This window comes from Azonexus sp. R2A61 (assembly GCF_021401135.1).
Classification (GTDB): Bacteria; Pseudomonadota; Gammaproteobacteria; order Burkholderiales; family Rhodocyclaceae; genus Azonexus.
This window is the reverse complement of sequence record NZ_JACBFO010000003.1, coordinates 1-26,490: the sequence shown is the minus strand read 5'-3', so window position 1 is coordinate 26,490 and position 26,490 is coordinate 1. Positions and strand designations below refer to the sequence as shown.

The window sequence follows — 26,490 nt, the reverse complement described above, 5'->3', positions numbered from 1 at the left end:
GATGGCGCTTCCCGACGACGCCGAACTGCCCTATTCGCTGCTGCAGTTCTACGCGACCTCGCCCTACCCGTGCAGTTACCTCGACGACCATATGGCGCGTTCGCAGGTCGCAACCCCCGCCCATCTGATCGACGAACGGGTGTACAGCACGCTGGTCAGACGCGGCTTCCGGCGCAGCGGCATCTTCACCTACCGGCCGCACTGCGACACCTGCCAGTCCTGCGTTCCGGTGCGCCTGCCGGTGGCCGACGTCCAGCCGAACCGCAGCCAGCGGCGGGCCACCCGACACCATGCCGGGCTCGTCGCCCGCGAAATGCCGCTGCACTTCATTCCAGAACATTACGCGCTCTATGTCCGCTACCAGAACAGCCGCCACCCCGGCGGCGGCATGGACGACGACAACCACGAGCAGTACGCGCAGTTCCTGCTGCAGAGCCGCGTCGATACCCGGCTGGTCGAGTTCGTCGAGGATGGCGAACTACGCATGGTCAGCGTGATCGACGTGCTCGACGACGGGCTGTCATCGGTCTATACCTTTTTTGACCCGGACGTACCGGGCGCCAGCTATGGCGTCTATAACATCCTGTGGCAGGTTGCCCAATGCCGGGCACTCGACCTGCCTTACCTCTACCTCGGCTACTGGATCGCCGAAAGCCGGAAGATGGCCTACAAATCGAAATTCCGCCCCCTCGAAGGCTTGATCGACGGCCATTGGCGCCGCCTGCCGGAGCAAGCATGAAACGATCAAGATTCCGCACGGCCGCCTTGTTGGCGCTTTTTTCCCTGAACGGACTGTCGACCGCAAATGCGGCGCTGATCGCCTACCACTGCGCCGACGGCTCGTCGCTACAGGTCGAATTCACCGCCGATGCCGCGCTGCTGGCCGGACCGGGCGGCAAGGTCGAACTGCCGCAGGTGGTTTCGGCGTCCGGCGCCCATTACCAGCGCGGCCCGCTGTCGCTGTTCACCCGGGGTCGGGAAGCCACCCTGGACAATGGCCGCGACGCCCCACGTCAATGCCGCAGCCTCGAACCGCTCGGCCATTTCGTCGAACTCTCCGGCAGCGTTTCCTATCTGGCACGCATCGCCCTGCCGCCCGATGCCACGCTGACGCTGCGTCTACGCGACGAGAAACGCCGACTGACGCTGGTCGAGCAGGATTACGAACTGGCCGGTGCGCAAGTACCGATTCCCTTCCGGCTTGCGGTCGACCGCAGCCTGATCGGAAAAACCGTCGGACTGGTCTTGAGCGCGCGCATCGAAGCTGGCGGCCGGCTGCGCTTCGTCAACGAGCGCACCGCCGTCAGGTTGCGCGACGGCGACGACGCTCACATCGATCTGCTGCTGCGGCCGGCTCGCTGACCGATTACTGGTAGCGCAAGGCCTCGATCGGATCGAGCCGCGCCGCCTTGCGCGCCGGATACCAGCCGAAGAAGATGCCGACGAAGGCCGCCACCGCAAAGGCGAGCAGCGCCGCCGAACCGGAGATGACGACGACCATGCCGGTGAAGGCGTTGATCGCCAGCGCGATGCCGACGCCGAGAATCAGGCCGAGCAGGCAGCCGGCAAAGGAAATCATCACCGCCTCGAGCAGGAACTGCGTCAGGATGTCCTGCTGACGCGCACCGATCGCCATCCGGATGCCGATCTCGCGCGTCCGCTCGGTCACCGACACCAGCATGATGTTCATGATGCCGATACCGCCGACCAGCAACGAGATCGACGCGATGGCGCCAAGCAGGATGGACATCGTGCGCGTCGTCTCGGCTTCCGACTCGGCCGCTGCCGACAGGTTGCGCATGAAGAAATCGTCCGGCATGCCGTCGCGCAAGCGATGGCGCTGGCGCAGCAAGGACGAGACGCTGGCCATCGTCCGGTCCATGCCGTCGGCCGCCGCCGCCTGGACCATGATCATCCGCACCGAACCCAGGAAAGGCGTACCGAACACCTTGCGCTGCGCGGTCGACAACGGAATGATCACGGTATCGTCCTGGTCGCGACCGTCGAGGTTCTGCCCCTTCGGCGCGAGCACGCCGATGACGATGAACGGGCTTTGCTGGATGCGCATCGTCTTGCCGACCGGATCCTCGTCGCCGAACAGGTTTTCGGCCACCGTCTTGCCGATCACCGCCACGCGCGTCGCCGAGCGGACGTCGGAATCGCCGAAGCCGGCGCCGTTGACCACGTTCCAGGCGCGGGCTTCGAGATAATCCGGCGTCGTGCCGATGACCTGCGTACTCCAGTTCTGCGCGCCATAGACCAGTTGTCGCGACCCCATGTGCGTCGGCGCCGAGGCAACGACGCCGTCCAGTTCGGCGATCGCATCCGAATCGCCCACGGTCAACGTCGGCCCGCCGCCGCTGCCGCTGCGCACGCCGGAGGCGGTGAACGAACCGGCGAGCACGATGAACAGGTTCGACCCCATCGTACTGATCGTCTGCTGCACCGCGTACTGCGCGCCCTGGCCGATGGCCAGCATGATGACCACGGCACCGACGCCGATCACCATGCCGAGCATGGTCAGCGCCGAACGCAGGCGGTTGGCCCCCATCGCCAGCCAGGCTTCATGGAACATCGGCCGGATCAGCGTCATCGCACAACCTCCGTCAGCCGGTCGTCGACGATACGGCCATCCAGGAAACGGACCTGACGCTTGGCGTGCTCGGCGATATCCGGTTCGTGGGTGACCAGCACGATGGTGATGCCGGCCGCGTTCAGTTCGCCGAACAGCGCCATGATGTCCTCGCTGGTGTGGCTGTCGAGGTTGCCGGTCGGTTCGTCGGCCAGGATCAGGCTGGGATCGTTGACCAGCGCCCGGGCAATCGCCACCCGCTGCTGCTGGCCGCCGGAAATCCGGTTGGGCAGCGACTCGGCATAGCGACCGAGGCCGACCCGTTCGAGCAGCACGCGCGCCTTGGCCCGGCGCGTCGGCTGATCGACGCCGGCATAGACCAGCGGCAACGCGACGTTATCCTGCAGGCTCATCCGCGGCAGCAGATTGAAGCCCTGGAAGACGAAGCCCAGCGTACGGTTGCGCAACCGGGCCAGCGCATCGCCATCGAGCCCGGCCACGCGCTCGCCTGCCAGGAAATAATCGCCCCGGGTCGGCGTGTCCAGACAGCCGAGCAGATTCATGAAGGTCGACTTGCCCGAGCCCGAAGGCCCCATGATCGCGATGTACTCGCCGGACTCGACCGTCAGGTCGACCGAATGCAAGGCCGTGAAGTCGCCGGCGGCAGTCACGTAGGACTTGCCCAGGCCGAGCACCCGGATGACCGCCTGCGTCATCAGAACATCCGCATGCCGACCGACGACGGCGGCTTGCCGGCCCCGCCGTTCTCGCCGACGACGACGCGCGTTCCCGGCGCCAGTTCGTCGCCGAGCAGTTCGGTATTGCGGTTGTCGGTAATGCCGAGGCGGACGTTGACCGGTTTCAGTTCGTCGTTCTCCAGGACGTAGATCTGCCCTTGCTGACCGTCACGCTTGCGCGGCTTGCCGCCTTGCGGCATCCCGGCCGGGGCGCCGCCGGCCGGCGCTGCAGCACCTGGCGCGCCGTTCGGCGGCCCGCCTGCGGTCGACGGCCGGGCCGAGCCGTTTTCCGGCTTCTGCGCGGCGTCCGCGAGCTTGAAGCGCAATGCGGCATTCGGCACCAGCAGCACGTCGTTGCGCTGCTGCACGCCGATCGTCACGTAAGCGGTCATGCCCGGCAGCAGGATCTGCTCCGGATTCGATACCGAAACACGCACGTTGTAGGTGACGACGTTCTGCTGGTTGGTCGGATTCAAGCGAATCTGCTGGACGACGCCCTCGAAATTCCGGTTCGGGAAGGCGTCGACCGTAAACTTTGCCTTCTGCCCCTCGCGGATGCCGCCGATGTCGGCTTCGGCAAAACTGGTGTCGATGCGCATCTCGGACAGATCCTGGGCGATCTTGATCAGGGTCGGCGTCTGGAAACTGGCAGCGACGGTCTGCCCCAGATCGACGACACGGTCGATGACCACGCCATCGACCGGCGAACGGATCACCGTGAAATTCAGGTTGGCGCGGTCGCGGGCGTTCTGCGCCTGCGCCTGCGCCAGTTGGGCACGCGCCGATTTCAGCACCTGCGCCGCCTGATCGTATTCCTGGCGCGACACGTATTCCTGGGCGAGCAGCGCCTTCATCCGCGCCTCGCTGGCCTGCGCCAGTTCCAGCGCCGCCTGCGCGCTGGCGATGCTCGCCGCGCTCTGGCGCTCGGTGGCGGAGACCAGCGCATCGTCGAGTTCGAGCAGCGCCTGCCCCTGCTTCACCTTGTCGTTGAAATCGACGTACAGCTTGCGCACGGTGCCCGACACCTGGGTACCGACGCTGACCAGGACCACCGGGTTCAGCGTGCCGTTGGCCGACACGGTCTGCGTCACCTCGCCCTTGACGATCTCGGCCGTCCGGTAGCGCTTGGCCGGATCCTGCGCCGAACGCTGCTTGCCGTACCAGACACCGGCGCCGATCGCGCCGACCAGGAGCAGCGCGACGATCAGCCGCCCTTTTCCGAATTTCATGGATTTCCCTCCGCGGCCTGCAACAGCCGGTAATCGAGTGTGCCGACCGCCTGTGCCAGCGTGGCCCGCGAAACCTGCCAGTCGAGTTCCGCCTGAATTCGTTGAACCCGCGCACTGGCCAACGCGCTCTGTGCGCTCAGCAGATCGAGCACGCTGCCGACGCCGGCCTTGTAACGACCAAGGGCGACGCGCTGCGACTGTTCGGCGCTGGCCAGCAGATCGCGCGTCGTCTGCAGGGACTGATTGGCGGTTCCCAGGTTCTGCCAGGCTTTCCAGACATCGAGCGCGACCTGCTGCTGCAGTCGATCGCGTTGCGCCATCCGGGCATCGACCTGGGCCTGCGCGGCGCGGACCCGGTAAGTGGTCTGGAAACCGTTGAAGAAAGGCACGTTCAGCGTCAGGCCGACGCTGCCGCCGTCGTTTTCGAGCGGTCCGGTCTTCTGCCAGGTCGGCCCGGCCGCCAGCGACACCGTCGGCCGGCCCTGGGCCCGGGCCAGATCGGCGGCAGCCTGGGCGGCTTCGACCTGGGCCTGTGCCGCCTTGAGGTCAGGCCGCCGGGCCAGCGCGTCGCCGATCAGCGATTCGACGTCGCGCCGCCAGGCGTCGATCGCCTGCAGGTCGGCCGCCTCGGCCAGCGTCAAACCGGTCTGCGCCGGCAAACCGAGCGTGAACGCCAGCGCGCCGAGTGCATTGCGCGCATCGCCTTCGGCGCGTTGACGGTTGAGCGTCGCCTGCGATGCCGCGGTCTGCGCCTGCAAGCGATCGGCGGGGGCCGCCGCGCCGACCTGATAGCGCAATTCGGCGGCGGCCAGACTTTCCCTGGCCGCCCGCTCGGCTTCCACGGCTGCACCGACAGCGGCACGCGTGGCCTGGGCCGTGTAATAGGATTGCAGCGTGCTCAGGAACAGGTTCTGTACCGTCGCATCGCGCGTCGCCAGCGCCGCATCGAGCAGCCGTCCGGCATTCTGCTGGCTGGCCGAACGCTGGCCGAAATCGAGCAGCAGCCAGGACAGCGTCAGCGCTGCGCTGCGCTGGGTCAGATCGCCGCTGTCGGCAAAACTGCGGGCAATCGCGGCACGCCCATCGAGCGAGGGCAACCAGGCGCCGCGGGCAACGCCGACCTGCGCCGCCTGCACCCGCGCGTTGGCCCAGCTTTCACGGGTTTGCGGGTTGCGGCACAAGGCGATGTCGACCGCATCCAGTGCGGTCAACGCCCCTTCGGGGAGATTTTCGGCGCAGGGCGCTTCGCCCACCCGGGCGGCCAGTTGATGCGCCGACTGCAAGGGCAACAGGGCGTCGGTGGCCAGCGGATCGCGCACGCCCTGAGCCAGTGCCGGCAGGCTTGCGGTCAACAACAGGCAGATGGGAAGAATTCGCATGTGCAAGAGTGTAGCGTAAGCCGATGCGGGACAGCTGTTACCGATTGTTTCGCGAGATGTCGGCGAATCGCCGGCGTGGCGGGGCGATACGGTAAAATCCGCGGCATCATGACTTATCCGCTCCTCCGCCAATGCCTGTTCGCGCTCGACGCCGAACGGGCCCACGGCATCGCGCTGAACGCGATGTCCTTCCTTGAATCCACCGGTCTGCTCGGGGTCGTCGCCCAACCGGCGCCGGCCTGCCCGGTCGAGGTCATGGGCCTCCGTTTCCCGAATCCGGTCGGCCTGGCCGCCGGGCTCGACAAGAACGGCGATCACATCGACGCGCTGGCCCGGCTCGGTTTCGGCTTCATCGAGATCGGCACGATCACGCCGCGACCGCAGGACGGCAATCCGAAGCCGCGGCTGTTCCGGCTGCCGGAGGCGCAAGGCATCATCAACCGGATGGGGTTCAACAACGCCGGCGTGGACCGCCTGCTGGAAAACGTGCGTGCCGCGCAATTTCCGAAACGCGGCGGCATCCTCGGCATCAACATCGGCAAGAACGCGACGACGCCGATCGACAAGGCCGCCGAGGATTACCTGATCTGTCTCGACAAGGTCTACAACGAAGCCAGCTACATCACCGTCAATATCTCGTCGCCGAACACCAAGAACCTGCGCGAACTGCAAAAGGACGAGGCGCTTGATGACCTGCTGGCGCAACTGAAGGCTCGCCAGCTGCAACTGGCCGATCGTCATGGCAAATATGTGCCGATGACGCTGAAGATCGCCCCCGATCTCGACGACACGCAAATTGCCGCGATCGCCGACGCGCTGCGCCGCCACCGTTTCGATGGCGTGATCGCAACCAACACCACGCTGTCGCGCGAAGGCGTCGAACACCTGCCGAACGGCGGCGAAACCGGCGGCCTGTCGGGCAAACCGGTATTCCTGCGGTCGACCGAGGTCCAGGGCAAATTATCGGCGGCGCTGGCCGGCGAAGTTCCGGTGATCGGCGTCGGCGGCATCTTCAGCGGTGCGGATGCGCTCGCCAAGATGCAGGCCGGCGCCAGCCTGGTCCAGGTTTACAGCGGCTTCATCTACCGCGGTCCGGCACTGGTCGCCGACTGCGGAAGGGCGCTCGCCGCACGGCACGGGACATCGCCGGGATAAGCCTATAAAAATCGTATAGTTGTCCGGTCCGCAGCGAAGCCCGATAATAACGCCCTTCCTCGGATCTCTATATGAGCCATTACTTATTCATCCTCGTCGGCGCGGTGCTGGTCAACAACGTCGTGCTGGTGAAGATTCTCGGCCTGTGCCCCTTCATGGGCGTTTCCAAGAAACTGGAGACGGCCTACGGCATGGGTGCCGCGACCACCTTCGTGCTGACGCTGGCCACCGGCGCCAGCTACATCATTGACCATTTCCTGCTGCTGCCCTTCGGGCTGGAGTACCTGCGCACGCTGTCGTTCATCGTCACCATTGCCGCCATCGTGCAATTGACCGAGATGGTCATCGCCAAGACTTCGCCGACGCTGCAGCAGACGCTGGGCATCTATCTGCCGCTGATCACCACCAACTGCGCGGTGCTCGGCGTACCGCTGATCAACATCGCCAACGGCAACGGCTTTGTCGAATCGCTGCTGTTCGGCGCCGGCAGCGCCGTCGGTTTCTCGCTGGTGCTGATCCTGTTCGCCGGCATCCGCGAACGTATCGAGGGTGCCGACGTGCCGCTTCACTTCCGCGGTGCCGCCATCGCGATGGTCACCGCCGGCCTGATGGCGCTGGCCTTCATGGGTTTCGCCGGCCTGGACAAATACCAGTAATGGACATCCTGCTCGCCATCGCCATCATGGCCCTCGGCGCCGTCGTGCTCGGCGCGGCGCTGGGTTACGCGTCGATCAAGTTCAAGGTCGAAGGCGACCCGCTGGTCGACAAGATCGACGCCATCCTGCCGCAGACCCAGTGCGGCCAGTGCGGTTTTCCCGGCTGCAAGCCCTACGCCGAGGCCATCGCCAAGGGCGAGGTGGACATCAACCTGTGCCCGCCGGGCGGCATGGAAGGCGTGCAGCGCCTGGCCGATCTGCTCGGCCGCGAGGTCAAGCCGCTGGATGCCGAGGAAAAGCCGAAGCAGATCGCCATCATCGACGAAAACACCTGCATCGGCTGCACGCTGTGCATCCAGGCCTGCCCGGTCGATGCGATCGTCGGTGCCGCCAAGCAGATGCATACGATCATCGCCGGGCAATGCACCGGCTGCGAACTCTGCCTGCCGCCCTGCCCGGTCGAATGCATCCGCATGGAAGCGATCGGCGAAAACATCGACAACTGGAAGTGGAAATACCCGGTGGTCGAGATCAAGGCGGCCGATGCCGCCCGTCCGGCCATCAAGGAAGCCGCCTGATGCTGCACCAGTTGTTCAAATTCAAGGGCGGCGTCAAGCCGCCAACCAACAAGACCCAGTCGGTGACCCTGCCGATCGCTGCGGCGCCCTTGCCGTCGCGCCTGATCGTGCCGCTTCATCAGAGCATCGGCGGTACGCCGCGACCGGTCGTTCAGGCCGGCGACAAGGTGCGCAAGGGCCAGTTGATCGGCGAGGCCGACGGCTGGATTTCGGCCGCTGTCCATGCCCCCACGTCGGGCACCGTGCTCGCCGTCGCCATGCAGCCCCAGCCGCACCCGTCCGGGCTGGATGCGCTGTCGGTGGTCATCGAGCCCGACGGCCGCGACGAATGGATCGACCGCCAGCCTTTCGACTACGCCAACGCCACTCCCGACGATACCCGCCGCTATCTACAGCAATCCGGCGTCGTCGGCCTGGGTGGCGCGGTTTTTCCGACGCACGGCAAGTTGACCGCATCGCGCAGCGTGGCGATGGACGAACTGATCATCAACGGCGCCGAGTGCGAACCCTACATCACCTGCGATGACCTGCTGATGCGCGAACGTGCGGCGGACATCGTGCGCGGGATCGGCATCTTCCGCGACCTGCTGCAACCGAAGCGCGTACTGATCGGCATCGAGGACAACAAGCCGGAAGCCGCTGCCGCGATGCGGGCCGCCGTCGCCGAACTCGGCGAGAACTTCGAAGTCGTCAGCGTGCCGACGCGTTACCCGGCCGGTGGCGCCAAGCAGTTGATCCGCGTGCTGACCGGCAAGGAAGTGCCGGCCGCCAAACGCTCGACCGACCTCGGCGTACAGTGCTTCAACGTCGCCACCGCCTACACCGCATGGCGTGCCATCGCTTACGGCGAACCGGTCGTTTCGCGGATCGTCACGGTAACCGGCAACGTTCACGCCCCACGCAATTACGAAGCGCTGATCGGCACGCCGATGGACGAACTGCTGGCACTCGCCCAGCCGCATCCGGACACCGACGGCACGGTGATGGGCGGGCCGATGATGGGCTTTCTGGTACCGACGCCGGACGTGCCGGTGGTCAAGGCGACCAACTGCCTGATCGCCCACGCCGACCGGCTGTTCCCGCCCAAAGCGCCGGAAATGCCGTGCATCCGCTGCGGCGCCTGCGCCGACGCCTGCCCGCACGAACTGCAGCCGTTCGAGTTGTACTGGCACGCCCGCGCGAAGAATTTCGGCAAGACCCAGCAGTACCACATCTTCGATTGCATCGAATGCGGCTGCTGCTCCTTCGTCTGCCCGTCGCGCATCCCGCTGGTCCAGTATTTCCGCTTTGCGAAAAGCGAAATCTGGGCACGCGAGCGCGAAAAGAACGCCGCCGACGAAGCGAAAACCCGCTTCGAGTTCAAGCAGTTCCGCGAGGAACGCGAAAAGGCCGAAAAGGCCGAAAAACTGGCCAAGGCGGCCGCCGCGCAAGCCGCCAAGAAGGCGGCTGAAGCGGCCGCCGCGGCGGCAGACAGCAGCCCGGCCGCCCCGGCAGAGGCTGCGGTCGACCCGGCCCAGGCCGCCAAAAAGGCGGCGATCGAGGCCGCCATGGCGCGCGCCAAGGCCCAGCGCGAAGCCGCCCAGCCGAAGAATACCGATACGCTGAACCCGCAACAGGCCGAGGAACTGGCCGCCATCGAGGCCCGTCGCCAGGCGGCCGGCTTGACCGACGCTGCCGCCGGCACTGCTGCGGTCGACGCGACGCGCGAGGCGAAAACCGAAGAATGATGACCGCACCCGCCCCTTTCCTGCTCAAGGACGCCAGCGTCAGCCGGGTGATGACCCAGGTCTGCCTTGCCCTGGTGCCCGGCATTGCCGCCTACGCCTGGCTGGTCGGCCCGGCCGTGCTGATCCAGCTGGTGATCGCCTCGCTCGCTGCGCTGCTCGCCGAAGCCGTCATGCTCCGCCTGCGCGGCAAGCCGCTGGCAATGTTCCTGTCCGACGGTTCGGCCGTCGTCACCGCCTGGCTGATCGCCCTGACTTTCCCGCCGCTGGCGCCGTGGTGGCTGGTCGCCACCGGGACGGTGTTCGCCATCGTCGTCGCCAAGCATCTGTACGGCGGCCTCGGCCAGAACCCGTTCAACCCGGCAATGGTCGCCTTCGCCACCTGCATCGTTTCCTTCCCCGCGCTGATGGCGCAGTGGCCGAGCGTCGGCCTGCAGATGCCGCTGCTCGACCAGATCGACATCATCCTCGGCCTGGCGCCGCGCGTCGATGCGCTGTCCGGGGCCACGCCGCTCGATGCGATGAAGACGGCGCTCAAGCTCGGCGACGGCGAGATCGATGTCGCCCACCTGCTGGCCAACCAGGACATCTACGGCAATTTCGCCGGCCGCGGCTGGGAATTCGTCGCTGCCGGCTACCTGATCGGCGGCCTGTGGCTGTGGCAACGCCGTCTGATCAGCTGGCATGCGCCACTCGCCTTCATCGCGGCCTTCGTGGCGATTTCCGGCGCGCTCTGGCTGTATCACCCGGCCACTTTCGCCAACCCGTTGTTCCACCTGCTTTCCGGCGGCACCATGCTGGGTGCCTTCTTCATCGTCACCGACCCGGTTTCCGGTTGCACGACGCCGCGCGGCAAACTGATCTTCGGCGCCGGTGCCGGCCTGCTCGCCTACATCGTCCGCGTCTTTGGCGGCTATCCCGACGGCGTCGCCTTTGCGGTGCTGCTGATGAACCTGTCGGCGCCGGTCATCGACCTGCTGACCCAGCCGCGCATCTTCGGCATGAAGGACGAATCGTGAGCGAAGCCCGCGCCTTCTCCGCCCCCGGCATGGCCCTGCGCACCGCGGCCATCCTGTTCCTGTTCGTGATCATCTTCACCGCCCTGCTGTCCGGTGCCTACCAATGGACCAAGCCTTCGATCGAGGCCTCGGCGCTGGAAGAGAAGACCAAGCTGCTCGGCGACGTCCTGCCGGTCGACGCTTACGACAACGATCTGATCCGCGATGCGGTGACACTGCCGCCGACGCCCGAACTCGGCCTCAAGGAAGCCAGCACGCTGTACCGGGCGCGCAAGGCCGGCACACCGGCGGCGCTGGTCTTCGAAGCAGTGGCGCCGGATGGCTACGCCGGCCGCATCCGGCTGCTGATCGCCGTGCGCGCCGACGGTTCGCTGGCCGGCGTGCGCGTCACCCAGCACAAGGAAACGCCGGGCCTCGGCGACTACATCGAGCCGAAGAAGGACCGCAACAAGGAACATCCGTGGATCGGCCAGTTTGTCGGCCGCTCGCTGGCCAATACCCCTGACAAGGGCTGGCGTGTGCGCAAGGACGGTGGCGAAATCGACTACCATGCCAGCGCCACGGTCACCCCGCGCGCCGTTGCCAAGGCAGTGCACAAGGCGGTACGCTGGGCCGACCGGGAAAACGCCCGCCTGTTCGCAATGGAGAACGCGAAATGACCCGCGACGAACTGTCCACCATCGCCTGGAACGGCATCTGGAAGCAGAACACCTCGCTCGCCCAGGTGCTCGGCCTGTGTCCGCTGCTGGCGGTGACGACCAATGCGGTGAACGGCATCATGCTGTCGCTGGCCACCATCCTGGTCATGGCACTGTCCAATGTGGCCGTCGCCTCGCTGCGCAATTTCATCCCGCACGAAATCCGCATCCCGGTGTTCATCCTGATCGTCGCCGCGCTGGTCACCGTCGTCGACCTGCTGTTCAACGCCAACCTGCACCAGCTCTACCTGGTACTCGGCATCTTCATTCCGCTGATCGTCACCAACTGCATCGTGCTCGCCCGCGTCGAAGCCTTCGCCGCCAAGAATCCGCCGCTGCAATCGACCTTCGACGGCATCTTCATGGGCGTCGGCATGCTGTGGACGCTGGCCCTGCTCGGCGGATTGCGCGAACTGCTCGGCAACGGCACGCTGTTCGGCGGCATCGACATGGTCTTTCCGTCGCTGCAGCCGATCCAGCTGCTGCCGGCCGATTACCCCGGTTTCCTGCTCGGTCTGCTGCCGCCCGGCGCCTTCATCCTGCTCGGCTGCCTGATCGCCTGGAAGAACTGGCTGGATGCGCGCGCCGCCGCCCGCGCCCGGCGCCAGCCGCCGGCCCCGGCCGCGGCGCTGGGTTGCCACTGAAAATCGCTCGCTCCTGCGGTCGACCGTGCTGATCGGCGAAATCCGCAGCCGGCTGCGCGCCCTGGGCGCCAAGCCGACGCATGAAGCCCGCGTGCTGCGCGCCTGGCTGCAGGCCAGGCCGCTCGATCACGGCACGCGCCGGCAGGCCGCCGCCGATTTCCTGCCGCTCGCGCTGCGTCAGGCGATCCCTGAACTGCAGGCCGAACTGGCCGGCCTCGCCGAGGTGGTTTCCGAACATCCCGGCGGCGACGGAACCCGCCTGCTGGTCCGCCTGAGCGACGGCCAGACCGTCGAAAGCGTGCTACTGCCGCGCGCCGGCGTCTGCGTCTCGTCGCAGATCGGCTGCGCGGTCGGCTGCACCTTCTGCATGACCGGCCGCGACGGGCTGATCCGCCAAGTGGGCAGTGCCGAACTGGTTGCCCAGGTGGTCCTGGCGCGCCAGCGTCAGCCGCTGCGCCGCGTCGTCTTCATGGGCATGGGCGAACCGTCGCACAATCTCGACAACGTGCTCGACGCCATCGATCTGCTCGGCACTGCCGGCGGCTTCGGGCACAAGGAGCTGGTGCTGTCGACGGTCGGCGACCCGCGGGTGTTCGACAGGCTGCCGCAACAGGCGGTCAAGCCGGCCCTGGCCATTTCGCTGCACAGCACCGATGCGCAGCGACGCGCCGAACTGCTGCCGCGGGCACCGCGCATCGCCCCGGAAATGCTGGTCGACCAGGCCGAAGACTACGCCCGCCGCACCGGCTACCCGATCCAGTACCAATGGACGCTGCTGGCCGGCATCAACGACGGCTTCGACGAAATGGACGGCATCGTCCGGCTGCTGGCCGGCAAGTACGCGATCATGAACCTGATCCCGTACAACCAGACGGCGGCGCTCGATTACCGGCGGCCGCCGCCTTTGCGCATCACCGAACTGGCGCGCTACCTGCACGGACGAGGCATCCGCACTACGGTGCGCAATTCGGTCGGTCAGGACGTCGATGGCGGCTGCGGCCAGCTACGCGCCCGGGAAACCGGCGGCGCACCGCTACCGGCACGCGAGATCAGGCTGGCGAACCGTCGCCCGGGCGCGTCGCCGACGTCGTCGTGAACCCCGCCAGACGCGCGGCAAAATCGTCGGCCGGCTGCGGTCGACCGTAGAGATAGCCCTGAAATTGGTCGCAGCCATGCGCCGCAAGGTAACGGCTCTGGGTTTCGCTTTCCACCCCTTCGGCAATCACCGACAGTTCGAGCTCGTGCGCCATCGCGATGATCGCCGACGCCAGTCGCACCGTCTCGCCGTACTCGCCGATCTGGCTGACGAAACTGCGGTCGATCTTCAGCGATTGCACCGGGAACTGGTGCAGATAGCTGAGCGAGGAATAGCCGGTGCCGAAGTCGTCGATCGCCACGCGTACGTGCATCGCCCGCAGGGTCCGCAGCACCTTGGCCGCCCGGCTGGCATTGCGCATCAGCAGCGATTCGGTCAGTTCGAGTTCGAGCAGGTGCGGCGGCAGCCGGTAGCGGGTCAGCATCTGGGCGACGACGTTCGGCAGATCCTGCTGCGCGAACTGCTGGGCCGACACATTCACCGCCACCGGCACGACGCGCAAGCCCGCATCCAGCCAGGCACGCTGCTGCGCGCAAACGGTACGGATCGCCCATTCGCCGAAGGCGTTGATCAGCCCGTTCTCCTCGGCCAGGGGAATGAAGCGGTCGGGCGGGATCATTCCCTGCTGGCGATGGCGCCAGCGCATCAGCGCTTCGGCGCCGATCAGGCGACCGCTTTGCGCATCGACCTTGGGCTGGTAGTGGATCAGCAGTTCCTGGCGATCAAGCGCGCCGAACAGGTCGTTTTCGAGCAGCAGTTCGCCCAGCGACGCGGTGTTGATCTCGGCCGAGAAGAAGCGGAAGGTGTTGCGCCCTTCTTCCTTGGCGCGATACATCGCCGCGTCCGCCTTGCGCAGCAGTTCGGAGACGTTCTCGCCGTCCTCCGGATACAGCGCGATACCGGCGCTGCCGCTGACCGTCAGCTCGTGCCCGGCCAGCAGATAAGGCTGGCACAAGGCGGCGAGCAGTTTGCGGGCCACATGCGCGGCATCCTGCCGCAGCTCCAGTTCGGGCAGCACCGCGACGAACTCGTCGCCGCCCTGCCGGCATAGCGTATCGGTGTCGCGCAGCACGCTCAGGCCGCGCTGCGCCGCCTGTACCAGCAACAGGTCGCCGACCTCGTGACCGAGTGTGTCGTTGATGTTCTTGAAGCGATCGAGGTCGATGAAGATCAGCGCCATCGACCGCGCACTGCGCCGCGACTTGAGGATGCCCTGCTGGATCCGGTCGTCGAGCAGCAATCGGTTGGGCAGACCGGTCAGCGCATCGTGATGCGCCAGATGATGGATGCGCGCCTCGCTCTGCTTGCGTTCTGAAATGTCGGTGAACACGCCGATGTAGTTGCTGGTCTGCCCGTTCTCGTCACGCGCGGCAACGATCGACAGCCATTCCGGGAAAATCCCGCCATCCTTGCGGCGATTCCAGATTTCCCCCTGCCACTGCCCCTGATCGGCGAGCTGGGCCCACAGGTTCTGATAGAAGGATTCGTCCTGGCGGCCGGAGTTCAGGATCGCCGGTGTATGGCCGATCACTTCCTCCGGCGCATAACCGGTTATTGCCGAAAAAGCCGGGTTGACCGCAACAATGCGGGCATTGCCGTCGGTAATGGTCATCCCTTCGCTGGCATGGGTGAACACCAGGCCGTACAGGCGCAGTTCGAGTTCGGCACGACGCTGGGCCTCGTAGCGCTGCGCCAGATCGGCGTGGGCAGTGCTCAGTTCGCGCCGGTCACGTTCGATCCGGAATACCGCGTACAACGCATAACCGACCAGCAGCAGGGACACCGCGTACAGCAGCGTCCGGTAACGCCCGGCACGCTCGCTGGCCGCCTCGTAGTCGCGGATGTAATGGCGGGCGACCGCCTCGTGCAGGCTGGCCGTCGGCGAATGCATGACCTGCTGCACCAAGTCGTAGACTTCCGGCCGCCGTTCGAGAATCTGCCGGGCATGTGCCAGCAGTTGCCGGACGGCCGCTTCCTGCGCCAGCGGCTCGAAGCGCGCCATTTCGGCCAACAATGCCGCGCCGTCCTCCAGACGCGCAGCTCGCCCATAACCCAGCAGGCGCCGGACGAAATCGTGCAGCGCCGGCTGCTGCCGACCGGCCGGGGTACGCATCGCCATTTCGGCGGCTTGCGGCAAGTACAGTTCGGAATTGCGCAACACCGCGTTGGCGCGCTGGAAGCGGTCGATCACCTCTTCCTTGGCCTGCTGGGCTTCGATCAGGCGTTCGATGGCAACGATCAGTTCGAGTCGCTCGGCTTCGTCGAGCGCTGCCGGAATCTGCATCAGGCCCTCGCGATCGCGCCGGATGCTGTCGATCTGCCGGCGCATGCCGTCGTAGTTCTGGACCAGATCGGCATAACTGGCGATCACGCTCGAATTGAGCAGGACGTCCGCCTGCTGGATCTGCCGCAGCGTGCGCAGATAGGCGTAATGCGCTTCCGGCGAAATCTCGTCGGCCTTCAGGAACAGCCAGGTGACCAGCAAACCCAGGGCACCGAGTACGAGCACCAGCAAGCTGTGCCGAACCCAGCCCCGCTGATCGCCGATCCTCATGGCTGGACTCCGCCCGGCGGCTTGCCGGTCAGCGTGTGCAGAAAGGCACTGATCGCCTTGATGTCCTGTGGCGACAGTTCGCGACCCAGCTGGTAACGCCCCATCACCGGAATCGCATCTTCGAGCGTCGCCGCCGAACCGTCATGGAAGTATGGCGCGGTAAGCGCCACATTGCGCAGGCTGGGCACCTTGAAGACATGCCTGTCCTCGTCGCGACCGGTCACGTTGTATCGGCCCAGGTCGGCCTTGCTGAGCGGACGCCGGGCGAAGTAATCGCCCATCACGCCGAATTTCTGGAACATGTTGCCGCCGAACAGCACGCCCTGATGGCAACTGATGCAGCCCAGTTCGCGGAACCGGCGATAGCCCTCCTGCTCGAGCTCGCTCAGTGCCGCCTTGTCACCCTGCAAAAAACGGTCGAAAGGCGAGTCGACCGTAATCAGCGAACGTTCGTAGCTGGCGATCGCATCGGCGATGTTCTTCGCATTCAGCGCGCCGTCCGGATAGGCATTCCGGAACGCCCGGACCAGCGCTTCGTCGGCCGACAGGCGGGCGATGACGTCGGCCCACGACGATCCGAGCTCGACCGGGTTATGGATCGGCCCGGCCGCCTGTTCGGCCAGCGACCCGGCCCGGCCATCCCAGAACTGCACGAAGTTGAAGGCCGCGTTGAACACGGTCGGCGCATTGATCGTTCCCTGCGCGCCGTTGATGCCGGTCGATACCCGCTGGCCGTCGGCCCCGCCGCGCTCCAGCGGATGGCACGAGACACAGGCGAGCTGACCGTCGGCCGACAGGCGGACATCCTTGAACAACTGTTCGCCGAGGGCGACACGGGCGGCCGGCAGATTGACCGGTGCCGGCAACGGGCGGGTCGGCGACAGCGATTCGTCCAGCGTGCCGGATAGTGTTTCGATCGGATCGAGCTGTGCCACCGACTTTCCCGGCATCGCCAGCCAGTAGGCCCCGGCGAAAACGACACATCCCAGCGCCACGCCGCCGAGCCAGCGCATCATGCGCGATCCTCCGCCTGCCGGACGCAGTTCTTGCCGGCGGCCTTGGCCGCATAAACGGCGTCATCGGCGGCGCGCACCAGCGTCGCCGCATCGTCGCCGTGCTGCCATTGCGCAACGCCGATGCTGATCGTACAGCGCACCTCGCGCCCGTCGTCGGCTGGGAAGATCCGGCGCGCAAAGCCATCGCGCAGGCGCTCGGCCAGGCGCCCCGCCGCCAGCCGATCGATTTCCGGCAACAGCACGACGAACTCCTCGCCGCCGCAACGGCAAGCGCAGTCGCTGCGCCGCAGGCATTGCCGGATCGCCTCGGCCAGCCCGATCAGCACGCGATCGCCCTGCGGATGCCCCCAGTTGTCGTTGATCGCCTTGAAATCGTCACAATCGAGCATCAGCACCGACAGCGGATGTCCGTAGCGCTGGCAGCGCGCCATTTCCTCCTGCAGCCGCTCCTGCAGCGTACGGGCGTTGAACAAGCCGGTCAGCGGATCGGTGCGGCTCAGCTCCCGGAAGCGTTCCTCGCTTTGGCGCAGGGCTTCTTCGGCCAGCCGGCGCTCGCTGACGTCCTGCAGGGTCTCGATGGCACCGACCGGCTCGCCCGCGGCATTGCGGATCGGCGCCGCGGTAAAGTACAGCCAGCGGCCGCCCGGACCGAAATGCGGAAAGAAATCCTCGGCTTCGTAGGCACCGGGAATCAACGACGACGGATGAAATTTTCCGTGATACAGGCGGTCGACCGCAGCTTCGCCGACGCCATCCAGCACCAGATCGGCCATGATCGGCCGCGGTGCCGGATAGAACGGCTGCCAGTGATCGCGCGAGCCGATCATCGTCGCCGCCGGCACCCCGGTCAAAGCCTCGCAGGCGCGGTTCCAGTGCGTGACGCGGTGCCCGGCATCGATCACCAGCGTCGCCACCGGCGAACCGTCGACGATCTGGGCGAGCGAGGTTTCGCTCTCGCGCAGCGCACGTTCGGCTCGATGCCGATCGCTGACGTCCTGCAAGGTTTCGATGGCGCCGATCACCGTGCCGGCTTCATCGCGGATCGCCGCCGCCGTGAAATACAGCCAGCGTCCGGCATCGCCCAGCGCCGGAAAGAAATCCTCGGCTTCGTAGGCGCCCTCGATCAGCAGGGAGCGCCGGAATTTTCCGTGGTAGAAGCGGTCGACCGCACCTTCGAGCGCGCCATCGACGATCAGGTCCGCCATGATCGGCCGGGCTTCCGCATAAAAAGCCCGCCACTGCTCGCAATGACCGATCATTTCGGCGGCCGGCACGCCGGTCAGCACGGCGCAGGCGCGGTTCCAGTGCGTCACGCGATGCTCGGCGTCGATGACGATCGTCGCCACCGGATTGCCTTCCACCAGTTGCGAAAGGGCGACCGAATCGCCTTGCAATGAGAGGTGCATAAGCCCCCCGCTGTTTCTCATCAGTTAGAATTATCGTTCTTCCAATATCGCGCATCCGCGCTGTTCTGACAACCTGTTTGCCCGCCCGGAACCGTGAAAAAAGCCGACATCGAACAGTTCTACCGCCGCCTGCGCGATGCCAATCCGGCACCGACCACCGAGCTTGCCTACGCCACCCCGTTCCAGTTGCTGATTGCGGTGATCCTGTCGGCGCAGGCGACCGATGTCGGCGTCAACAAGGCGACCGCCCGGCTGTTTCCCGCGGCGCCGACGCCGGAAGCCATCCTGGCGCTGGGCGAAGCCGGTCTCACCGAATACATCAAGACGATCGGCCTGTTCCGGACCAAGGCCAGGAACGTCATCGCCACCTGTCGCATGCTGGTCGAGCAGCACGGCGGGCAGGTGCCGGAATCGCGGGAGGCCCTCGAAGCCCTGCCCGGCGTCGGCCGCAAAACGGCCAACGTCGTGCTCAACACCGCCTTCGGCCAGCCAACCATTGCCGTCGATACTCATATCTTCCGTCTCGGCAACCGTACCGGCCTGGCACCAGGCAAGACCGTGCTCGACGTCGAACACAAACTGCTCAAGGTCACCCCGGACGAATTCAAGCGCGACGCCCATCACTGGCTGATCCTGCACGGCCGCTACGTGTGCAAGGCGCGCAAGCCGGAATGCTCGCGCTGCGTGGTGTTCGATCTCTGTGCCTACCGGGGCAAGACCGCGTGATCGCCGGTAGCGGCCTGGCCAGCGGCAGCCAGGCCAGCGCGGCGCTGGCGGCGGAAGCGGTTCACCGTGCGCTGGCGCGGGCAGGACTGCAACGCGCCGGACAGGTGATCCTGCTGCTCAGCCGGGAGTTCGCCCGGCAGGCGGACGAGGCACTCAGGCTCGCCGCGAGAACGGCCGGCACGCTGCAGATCGCCGGCTGCACGGCGAGCGGCGTGTTTACCGAGGAAGGCTGGCAGATCGACCGGCCGGCCGCCGCCGCACTGGTAATGGACGCCGGCCGGGAAACGACACGGACCGGGCTGTCGCTGTCGGCCCAGGGAAGGCTGGCCTACGACTGGCTCGACGAGACACCGCGGCATGGCCTGGTCGATAGCGACGGCGCCGCCTGGCAGATGTCGCGGCTCAGCCGCGATGCCCGCGCCCTCTGCCAGTTGCCGGGACGCCTGCGCCCGCTGCTGGCTCGCGGATTGCGCCCATTGGGACAAAGCTTTGCGGTCGACGCGAATGAAGGCCACGAATTGCGCGAAATCGACGGCATGAGCGCCCTTGAACACCTGCGCCGCCAGTTGCCCGGCGTATTGCGCGAACGGCCGCCGCTGCATCGCCTGTGCCTGCTCGCCGAAGCGGAACAACCCGGCATTCCGATCCTGTCGATCAATGCCGACGGCTCATTGACGCTGGCCGAACCGCCGAGCCCGGGTCAGCCGCTGAACTGGGCCCTGCGCCAACCGCTGGAGGCCGAACGCGAAATGCGCGAACAATTGGCCAGGCTTGCGGTCGACCCGACATGGCAGGCAGATTTCGCGCTGATGTTTTCCTGCATCGGTCGCGGCCCGCTGTTCTACGGCGACGACGATCGCGACCTGCTCGCCTTCCGCGAGCATTTTCCCGGCTTGCCGCTGCTCGGCGCCTACGGCATCGGGCAGATCGCCCATACCCGCACCGGCAACCGGATGTTCCACAATGCCGTCCTTACGCTGATCCACGAGAATGACCATGTTCAACCCCACCCGTGACCAGGTCCGGCAGTTCTTCTGCACCGCCTGGAAGAAACACCTGGAACGCCTGCCGCTGGTCGGCGCCGAAGTCGCCGCCGCCGACATCGCCGCCCGCCATCCGGAATATCACGCCCTGCTGGGCGATGCCGAAAACTCGCTGCAGCAGGAATGGACGCCGGAAGACGGCGGCATGAATCCCTTCCTGCACCTGTCGCTGCACCTCGCCATCCACGAACAGACCAGCATCGACCAGCCGCCCGGCATCCGCGCCGCCTACGATCGGCTGCGCAGCCGCCTGGAAGCGCACGAGGCCGAGCACATCCTGCTCGAATGCCTGGGCGAAACCATCTGGCAAGCGCAGCGCAGCGGCCGACCGATGGACGCCGCCGCCTATGTCGAGGCGATCCAGCGCAAGGCCGGACTGCGCTAGACTCGCGGTTCCTGCGGTCAACCATCCTTCCGGAGCAGAAATGTCGCGCCGTCTATCGCTCAAGCGGCTTGCCGCTCTCGCCCTGGCCACCCGACTCGGCGTCCTGAATGTCGCCTGGGCCGCCGGCCGCAAGCTTGCCACACCGGGCATCCAGCGTATCCAGGGCGATGTCCGCATCAACGGACAGCCGGCCCGCGTCGGCATGCCGGTCAAGCCCGGCGACACGGTCAGCACCGGCCCCGCCAGCGAAGCCATCTACGTGATCGGCCAGGACGCCTACCTGCAGCGCGACGACTCGGTCGTCAGCTTCGCAGCCGACCGGCTCAAGGATGGACTGCGCATCATCAACGGCAAATTGCTGTCGGTGTTCGGCAAGGGCGACAAACGTCTGGAAACCGCCACCGCGACCATCGGCATCCGCGGCACCGGCTGCTACATCGAATCGACCGCGGACAAGGTCTATTTCTGCCTGTGCTACGGCATGGCGGACGTTGTGCCGCACAAGGATCCGGCACAACGGGAAACGATCACCACCCGTTATCACGACCATCCGCTGTACCTGCATGCCGACGGCGAGCGGATGATGGTGCCGGCGAGCGTGATCAACCACACCGACCTCGAACTGATCCTGCTCGAGGAACTGGTCGGCCGCCTGCCGCCGTTCTACAACAGCGGCTACAAAGGCAGTTACTGAGGAATCTGGTAGTGGTTCTGGGTCATCAAGTCGACACCGCACTCGATGCCCTCGACCCAGGCAATAAAGTCCTGCACCGCCTGCTTGCCGACGAACCGCGCCCCGTGCTGCGGCACGATCTGCTGGATATCCAGTTGCCGCACCATGTTCGCCCAGTAACGGCAGACCTTGCGGGAAACGATGTAGCGCTTGTGGAAGCCTTCCATGTAGCGAACGTGAGCATGAAAGTCGGTCACCGGTTCGGCCGCCTTTTCGTGCGGCACCAGCGAAGTCCCGAGATCGCCGGAGAACAGGATCTTGGCAATCGGGTCGTAGAACTGGAAATTGCCTTCGGCATGCATGAAATGCGCCGGTAGCGCGAGCAGCTTGCACTGCCCGAGCGGAATCACCGCACCCTGGTCGGGAATGCCGAGAATCCGGTCGGAGACATCCTTGCCGGTCGTGAAGTGCGGGACGAAGCGCGTCCACAGGCTGGAAATCATCACCTTGCAGTGCGACGCGACGAACCACTTGTTGACCGAGGCGATGATGTCCGGATCGGGATGGGAGGCCAGGATGAAGTCCAGATCCTTGGACGAGAAATACTTCTGCATGTCCATCAGCAGCCCGGTGTAAGTCATGTTGCCACCGGGATCGATCAGCGCACCGTGACCGCTGTCGACCACCAGGAACTGGTTGCACTGGACGGCGCCGCCGGGGGAATCATCGACCAGATCGTAAAAGGCATGAACGATGTGATTACCGTCATTGAACAGTTCAACGGCCATGATATCCCCTCAAGTTAAGGGGTCACATTATCCACCCAGTATGATGTCTTGACCAGCGAAACGGACAACACGGATAGCTATTCGTCATCCGATGGCGGCGCCACCTTGATGATTTCCTCGAGTGTCGTCACCCCTTGCGCCACCTTCAAGGCACCCGAAATCCGCAGCGGGCGCATGCCTTCGCGGAAGCCTTGTTCGCGAACCCGCGGAATCTCGGTGACCGGTTTGACCTGGCGGCGTACGTCGGGGCTGTTGAGCAGGATTTCGTAAATGCCGACACGGCCGCTGTAACCGGTCATCCGGCATTCGAGGCAACCGACCGCGTGGTGGAGATGGGTCGGTTCGCCGGCTTTCCAGGGCGCGACGAGCGATCGCCAGGCATTGCGTTCCTCGTCGGTAATCGGCGCTGTCTTCTTGCAATGCGGGCACAGGGTGCGTACCAGGCGCTGCGCCATGACGCCGAGCAGCGTCGAATTGATCAGGTAGGCCGGCACGCCGAGGTCGAGCAGGCGGGTGATCGCCGACGCCGCATCGTTGGTATGCAGCGTGGACAGCACCAGGTGTCCGGTCAACGCTGCCTGAATGGCCATTTCCGCGGTTTCCAGATCGCGGATTTCGCCGATCATGACGATGTCCGGATCCTGGCGCATCAGCGCCCGGACGCCGTCGGCAAAACCGAGTTCGATGGCCGGATTGACCTGCATCTGGTTGAACGAGGATTCGATCATTTCGATCGGGTCCTCGATCGTGCATACGTTGACCTCCGGCGTCGCCAGTTGCTTGAGCGTGGTGTACAGCGTCGTCGTCTTGCCCGATCCGGTCGGACCGGTCACCAGCACGATGCCGTTCGGCGATCCGGTCATCTGCTGCCAGCGCGCCTGGTCCTCTTCGGAAAAGCCGAGCGAGCGGAAATCGCGGACCAGCACCTCCGGATCGAAAATGCGCATCACCAGTTTTTCGCCGAAGGCGGTCGGCAAGGTCGACAAACGCAGTTCGACTTCCTGGCCGCCGGGCGTACGCGTCTTCACCCGGCCATCCTGCGGCCGCCGCTTCTCGATCACGTCCATGCGACCGAGCAGCTTGATGCGGCTGGTCATCGCGTTCATCACCGCCATCGGGATCTGATACACCTGATGCAGCACGCCGTCGATACGGAAGCGGACAATGCCGAGATCGCGTCGCGGTTCAATGTGGATGTCGGAAGCACGCTGGTCGAAGGCATACTGCCAGAGCCAGTCGACGATATGGACGATATGCTGGTCATTGGCGTCGTACTGGCGGTTGCCCTTGCCCAGTTCGACCAGTTGTTCGAAGCTGGACACGCCGGCAGTGACGTCGCCCTTGGCAACGGCCTTCTTGACCGATTTTGCCAGGTTGAAGAATTCGACCAGGTAGCGCGCGATATCCTGAGGGCTGGCCATCACCCGCCGGATATCCTTGCGCAGGATATGCTTCAGCTCGGCTTCCCATTCCCGGACATAAGGTTCGGCAGTGGCAATCACCACGTCCCGCGTCGTCACCTGAACCGGCAAAATGCCGAAACGCGCGGCATAGGCGCTGGACATCACTTCGGCGACGCCGGTGAAATCGATCTTCAGCGGATCGATGTGCAGGTAATCGAGGCCGCAGCGGCCAGCGAACCATTCGGTCAGCGCTTCGAGGTTGAGCACACGGCCTTGATGGCGCCATTTCTGGTCGGCGATGACGACCAGCGGGTGAAGTTTGCCGCCGTGCAGCCGCCGTTCGGCCTTCAGCGCATCGGCATCGGCCTGATCGACCATCCCGTCGGCAACCAAGCCGTCGAGCAATTCGACCAGCGTCAGGCGATGTTCATGAACCGTCTTGTCATTCATGGCCGGCAATATAACATGCCATTAGCCACCGAATTCCGCTGCAACCGGCCGCGGACCGCAGCTTCAGCGCTGCCTCAGGGGCGCCAGCAGGCCGCGCAGATCGTTGTGATCGATCTCGTACATCAAGGCCAGCAGACGTCCCAGTTCCCCCCTGGGAAAGCCCTCACGCGCGAACCAGCCAAGGTAATGTCCGGGCAGATCGGCCAGCAGGCGCCCTTCATATTTGCCGTAGGGCATGGTCAGGCTGACCAGGCACAGCAGGTCATCGGGAGATAGCGGGGTCATGAACGGCCCGGGGTAAAAAATTGAAAATCCTGCGGTCGACCACGGGAAAACCGGTTTTCCGCAGGATTTTGTCCATCCTGCGGCGTCGACCGCAGGACTTCCTTGGGCAAAGTTACTTGCCCGACAGCGCCAGCATCAGGTCGTTGATGCGCTTGACGAAGCCGGCCGGGTCATCGAGCTGGCCACCTTCGGCCAGCGTCGCCTGTTCGAACAGCAGGGCCGCCCAGTCGTCGAAACGGGACTCTTCATACTTCAAACGCAGCACCGCCGGGTGTTGCGGATTGATCTCGAGGATAGGCTTGGCGTTCGGCACCGGCTGGCCGGCCGCCTTGAGCATGCGCGCCAGGTTGCCGGACGGATCGAATTCGTCGGCCACCAGACAGGACGGCGAATCGGTCAGGCGGTGCGTGATGCGCACGTCCTTGACGCGCTCGCCGAGCGCCGTCTTGACCTTCTCCAGCAGTTCCTTGTATTCGTCCGCGGCCTTCTCGGCTTCCTGCTTCTCGGCCTCGTCTTCCAGCGAACCGAGGTCCAGGCCGCCCTTGGCGACGGACTGCAGTTGCTTGCCTTCGAACTCGGTCAGATGGCCGACCACCCATTCATCGACGCGATCGGACAGCAGCAGCACCTCGATGCCCTTCTTCTTGAAGATTTCCAGGTGCGGGCTGTTCTTCGCGGCGTTGAAGCTGTCGGCGGTGACGTAGTAGATCTTGTCCTGGCCTTCCTTCATGCGGCCGATGTAGTCGGCCAGCGAGACGATCTGCTTGTCGCCGTCGCCATGCGTGGAAGCGAAGCGCAGAAGGCCGGCGATCTTGTCCTTGTTGGCCTGATCTTCCCCGACGCCTTCCTTCAACACGGCGCCGAAAGCTTCCCAGAACGTCGTGTACTTTTCCTTCTCGGCCGCATCGTCCGAATTGGCCAGACCTTCCAGCATGGACAGCACCTTGCGCGTGCAGCCGTGGCGGATATTGTCGATATCCTTCGACTCCTGCAGGATCTCGCGCGACACGTTGAGCGGCAGGTCGGCCGAATCGACGACGCCGCGCACGAAGCGCAGGTACAGCGGCATCAGCTTCTCGGCGTCGTCCATGATGAAGACGCGGCGCACGTAGAGCTTGACGCCGTGGCGGGCGTTGCGATCCCACAGGTCGAACGGCGCACGGGCCGGGATGTAGAGCAGTTGCGTGTATTCCTGCTTGCCTTCGACGCGGGCGTGCGTCCAGCACAGCGGGTCCTCGAAATCGTGGCCGACGTGCTTGTAGAACTCCTTGTACTGCTCGTCGGTGATGTCCGACTTGCCGCGTGCCCACAGGGCGTTGGCCTGGTTGACCGTTTCGTCCTCGTCGGTCTCGACCTGCTCGCCGTCCTTCCACTCTTCCTTCTTCATGACGATGGGCAGGGTGATGTGGTCGGAGTACTTGCGGATGATCGACTTCAGTTTCCAGCCGGAGAGGAAATCGTCCTCACCCTCGCGCAGATGCAGGATCACGTCGGTGCCGCGGCCGGCCTTCTCGACCATCTCGATGGCGTACTCGCCCTCGCCGGCCGATTCCCACTTGACCGCCTGATCGGCGGCCAGACCGGCGCGGCGGGAGATCACCGTGACCTTGTCGGCGATGATGAAGGAGGAATAGAAACCGACGCCGAACTGGCCGATCAGGTGGGCATCCTTGGCCTGGTCGCCGGTCAGCGCCGAGAAGAATTCCTTGGTGCCGGACTTGGCGATGGTGCCGAGGTGGGCGATGGCCTCCTCGCGCGACAGGCCGATGCCGTTGTCGGAAATGGTGATGGTGCGGGCTGTCTTGTCGAAGGCGACGCGAATCTTCAGTTCGCCGTCATCGCCGTACAGCGCGGCGTTGTTGAGCGCCTCGAAACGCAGCTTGTCGCAGGCGTCGGAAGCGTTGGAGACCAGCTCGCGCAGGAAGATTTCCTTGTTGCTGTACAAGGAATGGATCATCAGGTGCAGCAGTTGTTTGACTTCGGCCTGGAAACCCAGGGTTTCGCGGCTTGCGGCGACAGACTCAGACATGCTTCAAACTCCTAAATCGAAATATCGACGAAAAGGTATTTTCGAAGATGGAGACTAATCGGGCGTTTTCAAGAGTGCGAGGAGTATCTGAGCGATTATTTTTGGTGTGGACGCGGAGAGGATTTTTTGAGTAGACGCACGGAGGCCCGTTACGTATTTGTAACGGGCCTCGAGTGTTATGGGGAGCCTGGCGGTGACCTACTTTCGCGAGCGGAAGCTCACTATCATTGGCGCGTTGCTGTTTC

At 65.2% G+C, this 26,490-nt stretch carries 25 protein-coding genes; 14 read left to right on the top strand and 11 right to left on the bottom strand.

The genetic code is table 11. The annotated features are described in order from the left end of the window. Position 1: 1 nt before the first annotated feature. On the top strand, positions 2-739 hold the full coding sequence (locus tag L0962_RS09805) for an arginyltransferase (protein ID WP_234086256.1): 738 nt from the start codon (positions 2-4) through the stop codon (positions 737-739). Then, the gene (locus L0962_RS09800; RefSeq protein WP_234086255.1) at positions 736-1,362 is read left to right on the top strand and encodes a YbaY family lipoprotein; all 627 of its coding nucleotides are present in this window, start codon (positions 736-738) and stop codon (positions 1,360-1,362) included. The genes L0962_RS09805 and L0962_RS09800 overlap by 4 nt, the downstream gene beginning before the upstream one ends. A gap of 4 nt (positions 1,363-1,366) precedes the next feature. Here L0962_RS09800 and L0962_RS09795 read toward each other — a convergent pair whose 3' ends face one another. From L0962_RS09795 to L0962_RS09780, 4 genes are read right to left on the bottom strand one after another with little or no spacing between them, the layout of a single operon-like run. Further along, positions 1,367-2,593 (bottom strand): ABC transporter permease, encoded by a 1,227-nt coding sequence (locus tag L0962_RS09795; RefSeq protein WP_234086254.1) that lies wholly within the window; start codon positions 2,591-2,593, stop codon positions 1,367-1,369. Beyond that, a complete protein-coding gene (locus L0962_RS09790) occupies positions 2,590-3,288 on the bottom strand; it encodes an ABC transporter ATP-binding protein (protein WP_234086253.1) in 699 nt (232 codons plus the stop codon). The genes L0962_RS09795 and L0962_RS09790 overlap by 4 nt, the downstream gene beginning before the upstream one ends. Continuing rightward, a complete protein-coding gene (locus L0962_RS09785; RefSeq protein ID WP_234086252.1) occupies positions 3,288-4,538 on the bottom strand; it encodes an efflux RND transporter periplasmic adaptor subunit in 1,251 nt (416 codons plus the stop codon). The genes L0962_RS09790 and L0962_RS09785 overlap by 1 nt, the downstream gene beginning before the upstream one ends. Next, positions 4,535-5,917, bottom strand: a complete 1,383-nt coding sequence (locus tag L0962_RS09780; RefSeq protein WP_234086251.1) for a TolC family protein — start codon at positions 5,915-5,917, stop codon at positions 4,535-4,537. The genes L0962_RS09785 and L0962_RS09780 overlap by 4 nt, the downstream gene beginning before the upstream one ends. 108 nt (positions 5,918-6,025) lie before the next feature. Here L0962_RS09780 and L0962_RS09775 point away from each other — a divergent pair, with 108 nt between their 5' ends. From L0962_RS09775 to L0962_RS09740, 8 genes are all read left to right on the top strand, one after another. Further along, positions 6,026-7,072 carry a quinone-dependent dihydroorotate dehydrogenase gene (locus L0962_RS09775; protein WP_234086250.1) on the top strand — a complete coding sequence of 349 codons (1,047 nt, stop codon included), beginning with the start codon at positions 6,026-6,028 and terminating at the stop codon, positions 7,070-7,072. Positions 7,073-7,143: 71 nt separating this feature from the next. Next, on the top strand, positions 7,144-7,728 hold the full coding sequence (gene rsxA, locus L0962_RS09770) for an electron transport complex subunit RsxA (protein WP_234086249.1): 585 nt from the start codon (positions 7,144-7,146) through the stop codon (positions 7,726-7,728). Positions 7,729-7,733: 5 nt separating this feature from the next. Beyond that, the gene (gene rsxB, locus L0962_RS09765) at positions 7,734-8,306 is read left to right on the top strand and encodes an electron transport complex subunit RsxB (protein ID WP_234086917.1); all 573 of its coding nucleotides are present in this window, start codon (positions 7,734-7,736) and stop codon (positions 8,304-8,306) included. After that, positions 8,306-10,033, top strand: coding sequence for an electron transport complex subunit RsxC (gene rsxC, locus L0962_RS09760; RefSeq protein WP_234086248.1), 1,728 nt, complete (start codon positions 8,306-8,308; stop codon positions 10,031-10,033). The genes rsxB and rsxC overlap by 1 nt, the downstream gene beginning before the upstream one ends. Further along, entirely contained in the window at positions 10,030-11,049 is a 1,020-nt protein-coding gene (locus L0962_RS09755) for an RnfABCDGE type electron transport complex subunit D (RefSeq protein WP_234086247.1), read from the top strand. Before rsxC ends, L0962_RS09755 begins: the two co-directional genes overlap by 4 nt. After that, a complete protein-coding gene (gene rsxG / locus L0962_RS09750; protein ID WP_234086246.1) occupies positions 11,046-11,708 on the top strand; it encodes an electron transport complex subunit RsxG in 663 nt (220 codons plus the stop codon). Before L0962_RS09755 ends, rsxG begins: the two co-directional genes overlap by 4 nt. After that, entirely contained in the window at positions 11,705-12,391 is a 687-nt protein-coding gene (locus L0962_RS09745) for an electron transport complex subunit E (RefSeq protein ID WP_234086245.1), read from the top strand. Before rsxG ends, L0962_RS09745 begins: the two co-directional genes overlap by 4 nt. A 25-nt stretch (positions 12,392-12,416) precedes the next feature. After that, positions 12,417-13,487, top strand: a complete 1,071-nt coding sequence (locus L0962_RS09740; RefSeq protein ID WP_234086916.1) for an RNA methyltransferase — start codon at positions 12,417-12,419, stop codon at positions 13,485-13,487. On the opposite strand, the gene L0962_RS09735 is transcribed toward L0962_RS09740, so the two are convergent. The 3 genes from L0962_RS09735 to L0962_RS09725 are packed head-to-tail and all read right to left on the bottom strand — an operon-like array spanning position 13,441 to position 18,463. Beyond that, positions 13,441-16,041 carry an EAL domain-containing protein gene (locus tag L0962_RS09735; RefSeq protein ID WP_234086244.1) on the bottom strand — a complete coding sequence of 867 codons (2,601 nt, stop codon included), beginning with the start codon at positions 16,039-16,041 and terminating at the stop codon, positions 13,441-13,443. The genes L0962_RS09740 and L0962_RS09735 overlap by 47 nt on opposite strands. Continuing rightward, complete coding sequence (locus tag L0962_RS09730; protein WP_234086243.1) at positions 16,038-17,057, bottom strand: cytochrome-c peroxidase; 1,020 nt, start codon at positions 17,055-17,057, stop codon at positions 16,038-16,040. Before L0962_RS09730 ends, L0962_RS09735 begins: the two co-directional genes overlap by 4 nt. Beyond that, positions 17,054-18,463: a sensor domain-containing diguanylate cyclase gene (locus L0962_RS09725; RefSeq protein WP_234086242.1), complete on the bottom strand. Its 1,410-nt coding sequence runs from the start codon at positions 18,461-18,463 to the stop codon at positions 17,054-17,056. Before L0962_RS09725 ends, L0962_RS09730 begins: the two co-directional genes overlap by 4 nt. A gap of 93 nt (positions 18,464-18,556) precedes the next feature. Between L0962_RS09725 and nth the strand changes: the two genes are divergently transcribed. From nth to L0962_RS09705, 4 genes are read left to right on the top strand one after another with little or no spacing between them, the layout of a single operon-like run. Beyond that, entirely contained in the window at positions 18,557-19,189 is a 633-nt protein-coding gene (gene nth, locus L0962_RS09720; RefSeq protein ID WP_234086241.1) for an endonuclease III, read from the top strand. After that, entirely contained in the window at positions 19,186-20,205 is a 1,020-nt protein-coding gene (locus L0962_RS18310; RefSeq protein WP_234086240.1) for an FIST C-terminal domain-containing protein, read from the top strand. Before nth ends, L0962_RS18310 begins: the two co-directional genes overlap by 4 nt. Next, on the top strand, positions 20,186-20,617 hold the full coding sequence (locus L0962_RS09710) for a DUF1841 family protein (RefSeq protein ID WP_234086239.1): 432 nt from the start codon (positions 20,186-20,188) through the stop codon (positions 20,615-20,617). The genes L0962_RS18310 and L0962_RS09710 overlap by 20 nt, the downstream gene beginning before the upstream one ends. 40 nt (positions 20,618-20,657) lie before the next feature. Next, positions 20,658-21,311, top strand: a complete 654-nt coding sequence (locus L0962_RS09705; protein ID WP_234086238.1) for a hypothetical protein — start codon at positions 20,658-20,660, stop codon at positions 21,309-21,311. On the opposite strand, the gene L0962_RS09700 is transcribed toward L0962_RS09705, so the two are convergent. From L0962_RS09700 to htpG, 4 genes are all read right to left on the bottom strand, one after another. After that, positions 21,305-22,078, bottom strand: coding sequence for an MBL fold metallo-hydrolase (locus L0962_RS09700; RefSeq protein ID WP_234086237.1), 774 nt, complete (start codon positions 22,076-22,078; stop codon positions 21,305-21,307). The two genes, L0962_RS09705 and L0962_RS09700, sit on opposite strands and share 7 nt — an antisense overlap. A gap of 77 nt (positions 22,079-22,155) precedes the next feature. Beyond that, positions 22,156-23,931 (bottom strand): GspE/PulE family protein, encoded by a 1,776-nt coding sequence (locus tag L0962_RS09695; protein ID WP_234086236.1) that lies wholly within the window; start codon positions 23,929-23,931, stop codon positions 22,156-22,158. Between the two features lie 63 nt (positions 23,932-23,994). Continuing rightward, positions 23,995-24,216: a DUF3820 family protein gene (locus tag L0962_RS09690; protein ID WP_234086235.1), complete on the bottom strand. Its 222-nt coding sequence runs from the start codon at positions 24,214-24,216 to the stop codon at positions 23,995-23,997. Positions 24,217-24,328: 112 nt separating this feature from the next. After that, positions 24,329-26,245, bottom strand: a complete 1,917-nt coding sequence (gene htpG / locus L0962_RS09685) for a molecular chaperone HtpG (protein WP_234086234.1) — start codon at positions 26,243-26,245, stop codon at positions 24,329-24,331. Positions 26,246-26,490: the final 245 nt, after the last annotated feature.

What these genes read in the sequence shown, in the direction of transcription:
- L0962_RS09805 (WP_234086256.1), top strand. Translation starts at nt 2, where the DNA reads ATGGCGCTTCCCGACGACGCCGAACTGCCCTATTCGCTGCTGCAGTTC.
- L0962_RS09800 (WP_234086255.1), top strand. Translation starts at nt 736, where the DNA reads ATGAAACGATCAAGATTCCGCACGGCCGCCTTGTTGGCGCTTTTTTCC.
- L0962_RS09795 (WP_234086254.1), bottom strand. Translation starts at nt 2,593, where the DNA reads ATGACGCTGATCCGGCCGATGTTCCATGAAGCCTGGCTGGCGATGGGG.
- L0962_RS09790 (WP_234086253.1), bottom strand. Translation starts at nt 3,288, where the DNA reads ATGACGCAGGCGGTCATCCGGGTGCTCGGCCTGGGCAAGTCCTACGTG.
- L0962_RS09785 (WP_234086252.1), bottom strand. Translation starts at nt 4,538, where the DNA reads ATGAAATTCGGAAAAGGGCGGCTGATCGTCGCGCTGCTCCTGGTCGGC.
- L0962_RS09780 (WP_234086251.1), bottom strand. Translation starts at nt 5,917, where the DNA reads ATGCGAATTCTTCCCATCTGCCTGTTGTTGACCGCAAGCCTGCCGGCA.
- L0962_RS09775 (WP_234086250.1), top strand. Translation starts at nt 6,026, where the DNA reads ATGACTTATCCGCTCCTCCGCCAATGCCTGTTCGCGCTCGACGCCGAA.
- rsxA (WP_234086249.1), top strand. Translation starts at nt 7,144, where the DNA reads ATGAGCCATTACTTATTCATCCTCGTCGGCGCGGTGCTGGTCAACAAC.
- rsxC (WP_234086248.1), top strand. Translation starts at nt 8,306, where the DNA reads ATGCTGCACCAGTTGTTCAAATTCAAGGGCGGCGTCAAGCCGCCAACC.
- L0962_RS09755 (WP_234086247.1), top strand. Translation starts at nt 10,030, where the DNA reads ATGATGACCGCACCCGCCCCTTTCCTGCTCAAGGACGCCAGCGTCAGC.
- L0962_RS09745 (WP_234086245.1), top strand. Translation starts at nt 11,705, where the DNA reads ATGACCCGCGACGAACTGTCCACCATCGCCTGGAACGGCATCTGGAAG.
- L0962_RS09735 (WP_234086244.1), bottom strand. Translation starts at nt 16,041, where the DNA reads ATGAGGATCGGCGATCAGCGGGGCTGGGTTCGGCACAGCTTGCTGGTG.
- L0962_RS09730 (WP_234086243.1), bottom strand. Translation starts at nt 17,057, where the DNA reads ATGATGCGCTGGCTCGGCGGCGTGGCGCTGGGATGTGTCGTTTTCGCC.
- L0962_RS09725 (WP_234086242.1), bottom strand. Translation starts at nt 18,463, where the DNA reads ATGCACCTCTCATTGCAAGGCGATTCGGTCGCCCTTTCGCAACTGGTG.
- L0962_RS09710 (WP_234086239.1), top strand. Translation starts at nt 20,186, where the DNA reads ATGTTCAACCCCACCCGTGACCAGGTCCGGCAGTTCTTCTGCACCGCC.
- L0962_RS09705 (WP_234086238.1), top strand. Translation starts at nt 20,658, where the DNA reads ATGTCGCGCCGTCTATCGCTCAAGCGGCTTGCCGCTCTCGCCCTGGCC.
- L0962_RS09700 (WP_234086237.1), bottom strand. Translation starts at nt 22,078, where the DNA reads ATGGCCGTTGAACTGTTCAATGACGGTAATCACATCGTTCATGCCTTT.
- L0962_RS09695 (WP_234086236.1), bottom strand. Translation starts at nt 23,931, where the DNA reads ATGAATGACAAGACGGTTCATGAACATCGCCTGACGCTGGTCGAATTG.
- L0962_RS09690 (WP_234086235.1), bottom strand. Translation starts at nt 24,216, where the DNA reads ATGACCCCGCTATCTCCCGATGACCTGCTGTGCCTGGTCAGCCTGACC.
- htpG (WP_234086234.1), bottom strand. Translation starts at nt 26,245, where the DNA reads ATGTCTGAGTCTGTCGCCGCAAGCCGCGAAACCCTGGGTTTCCAGGCC.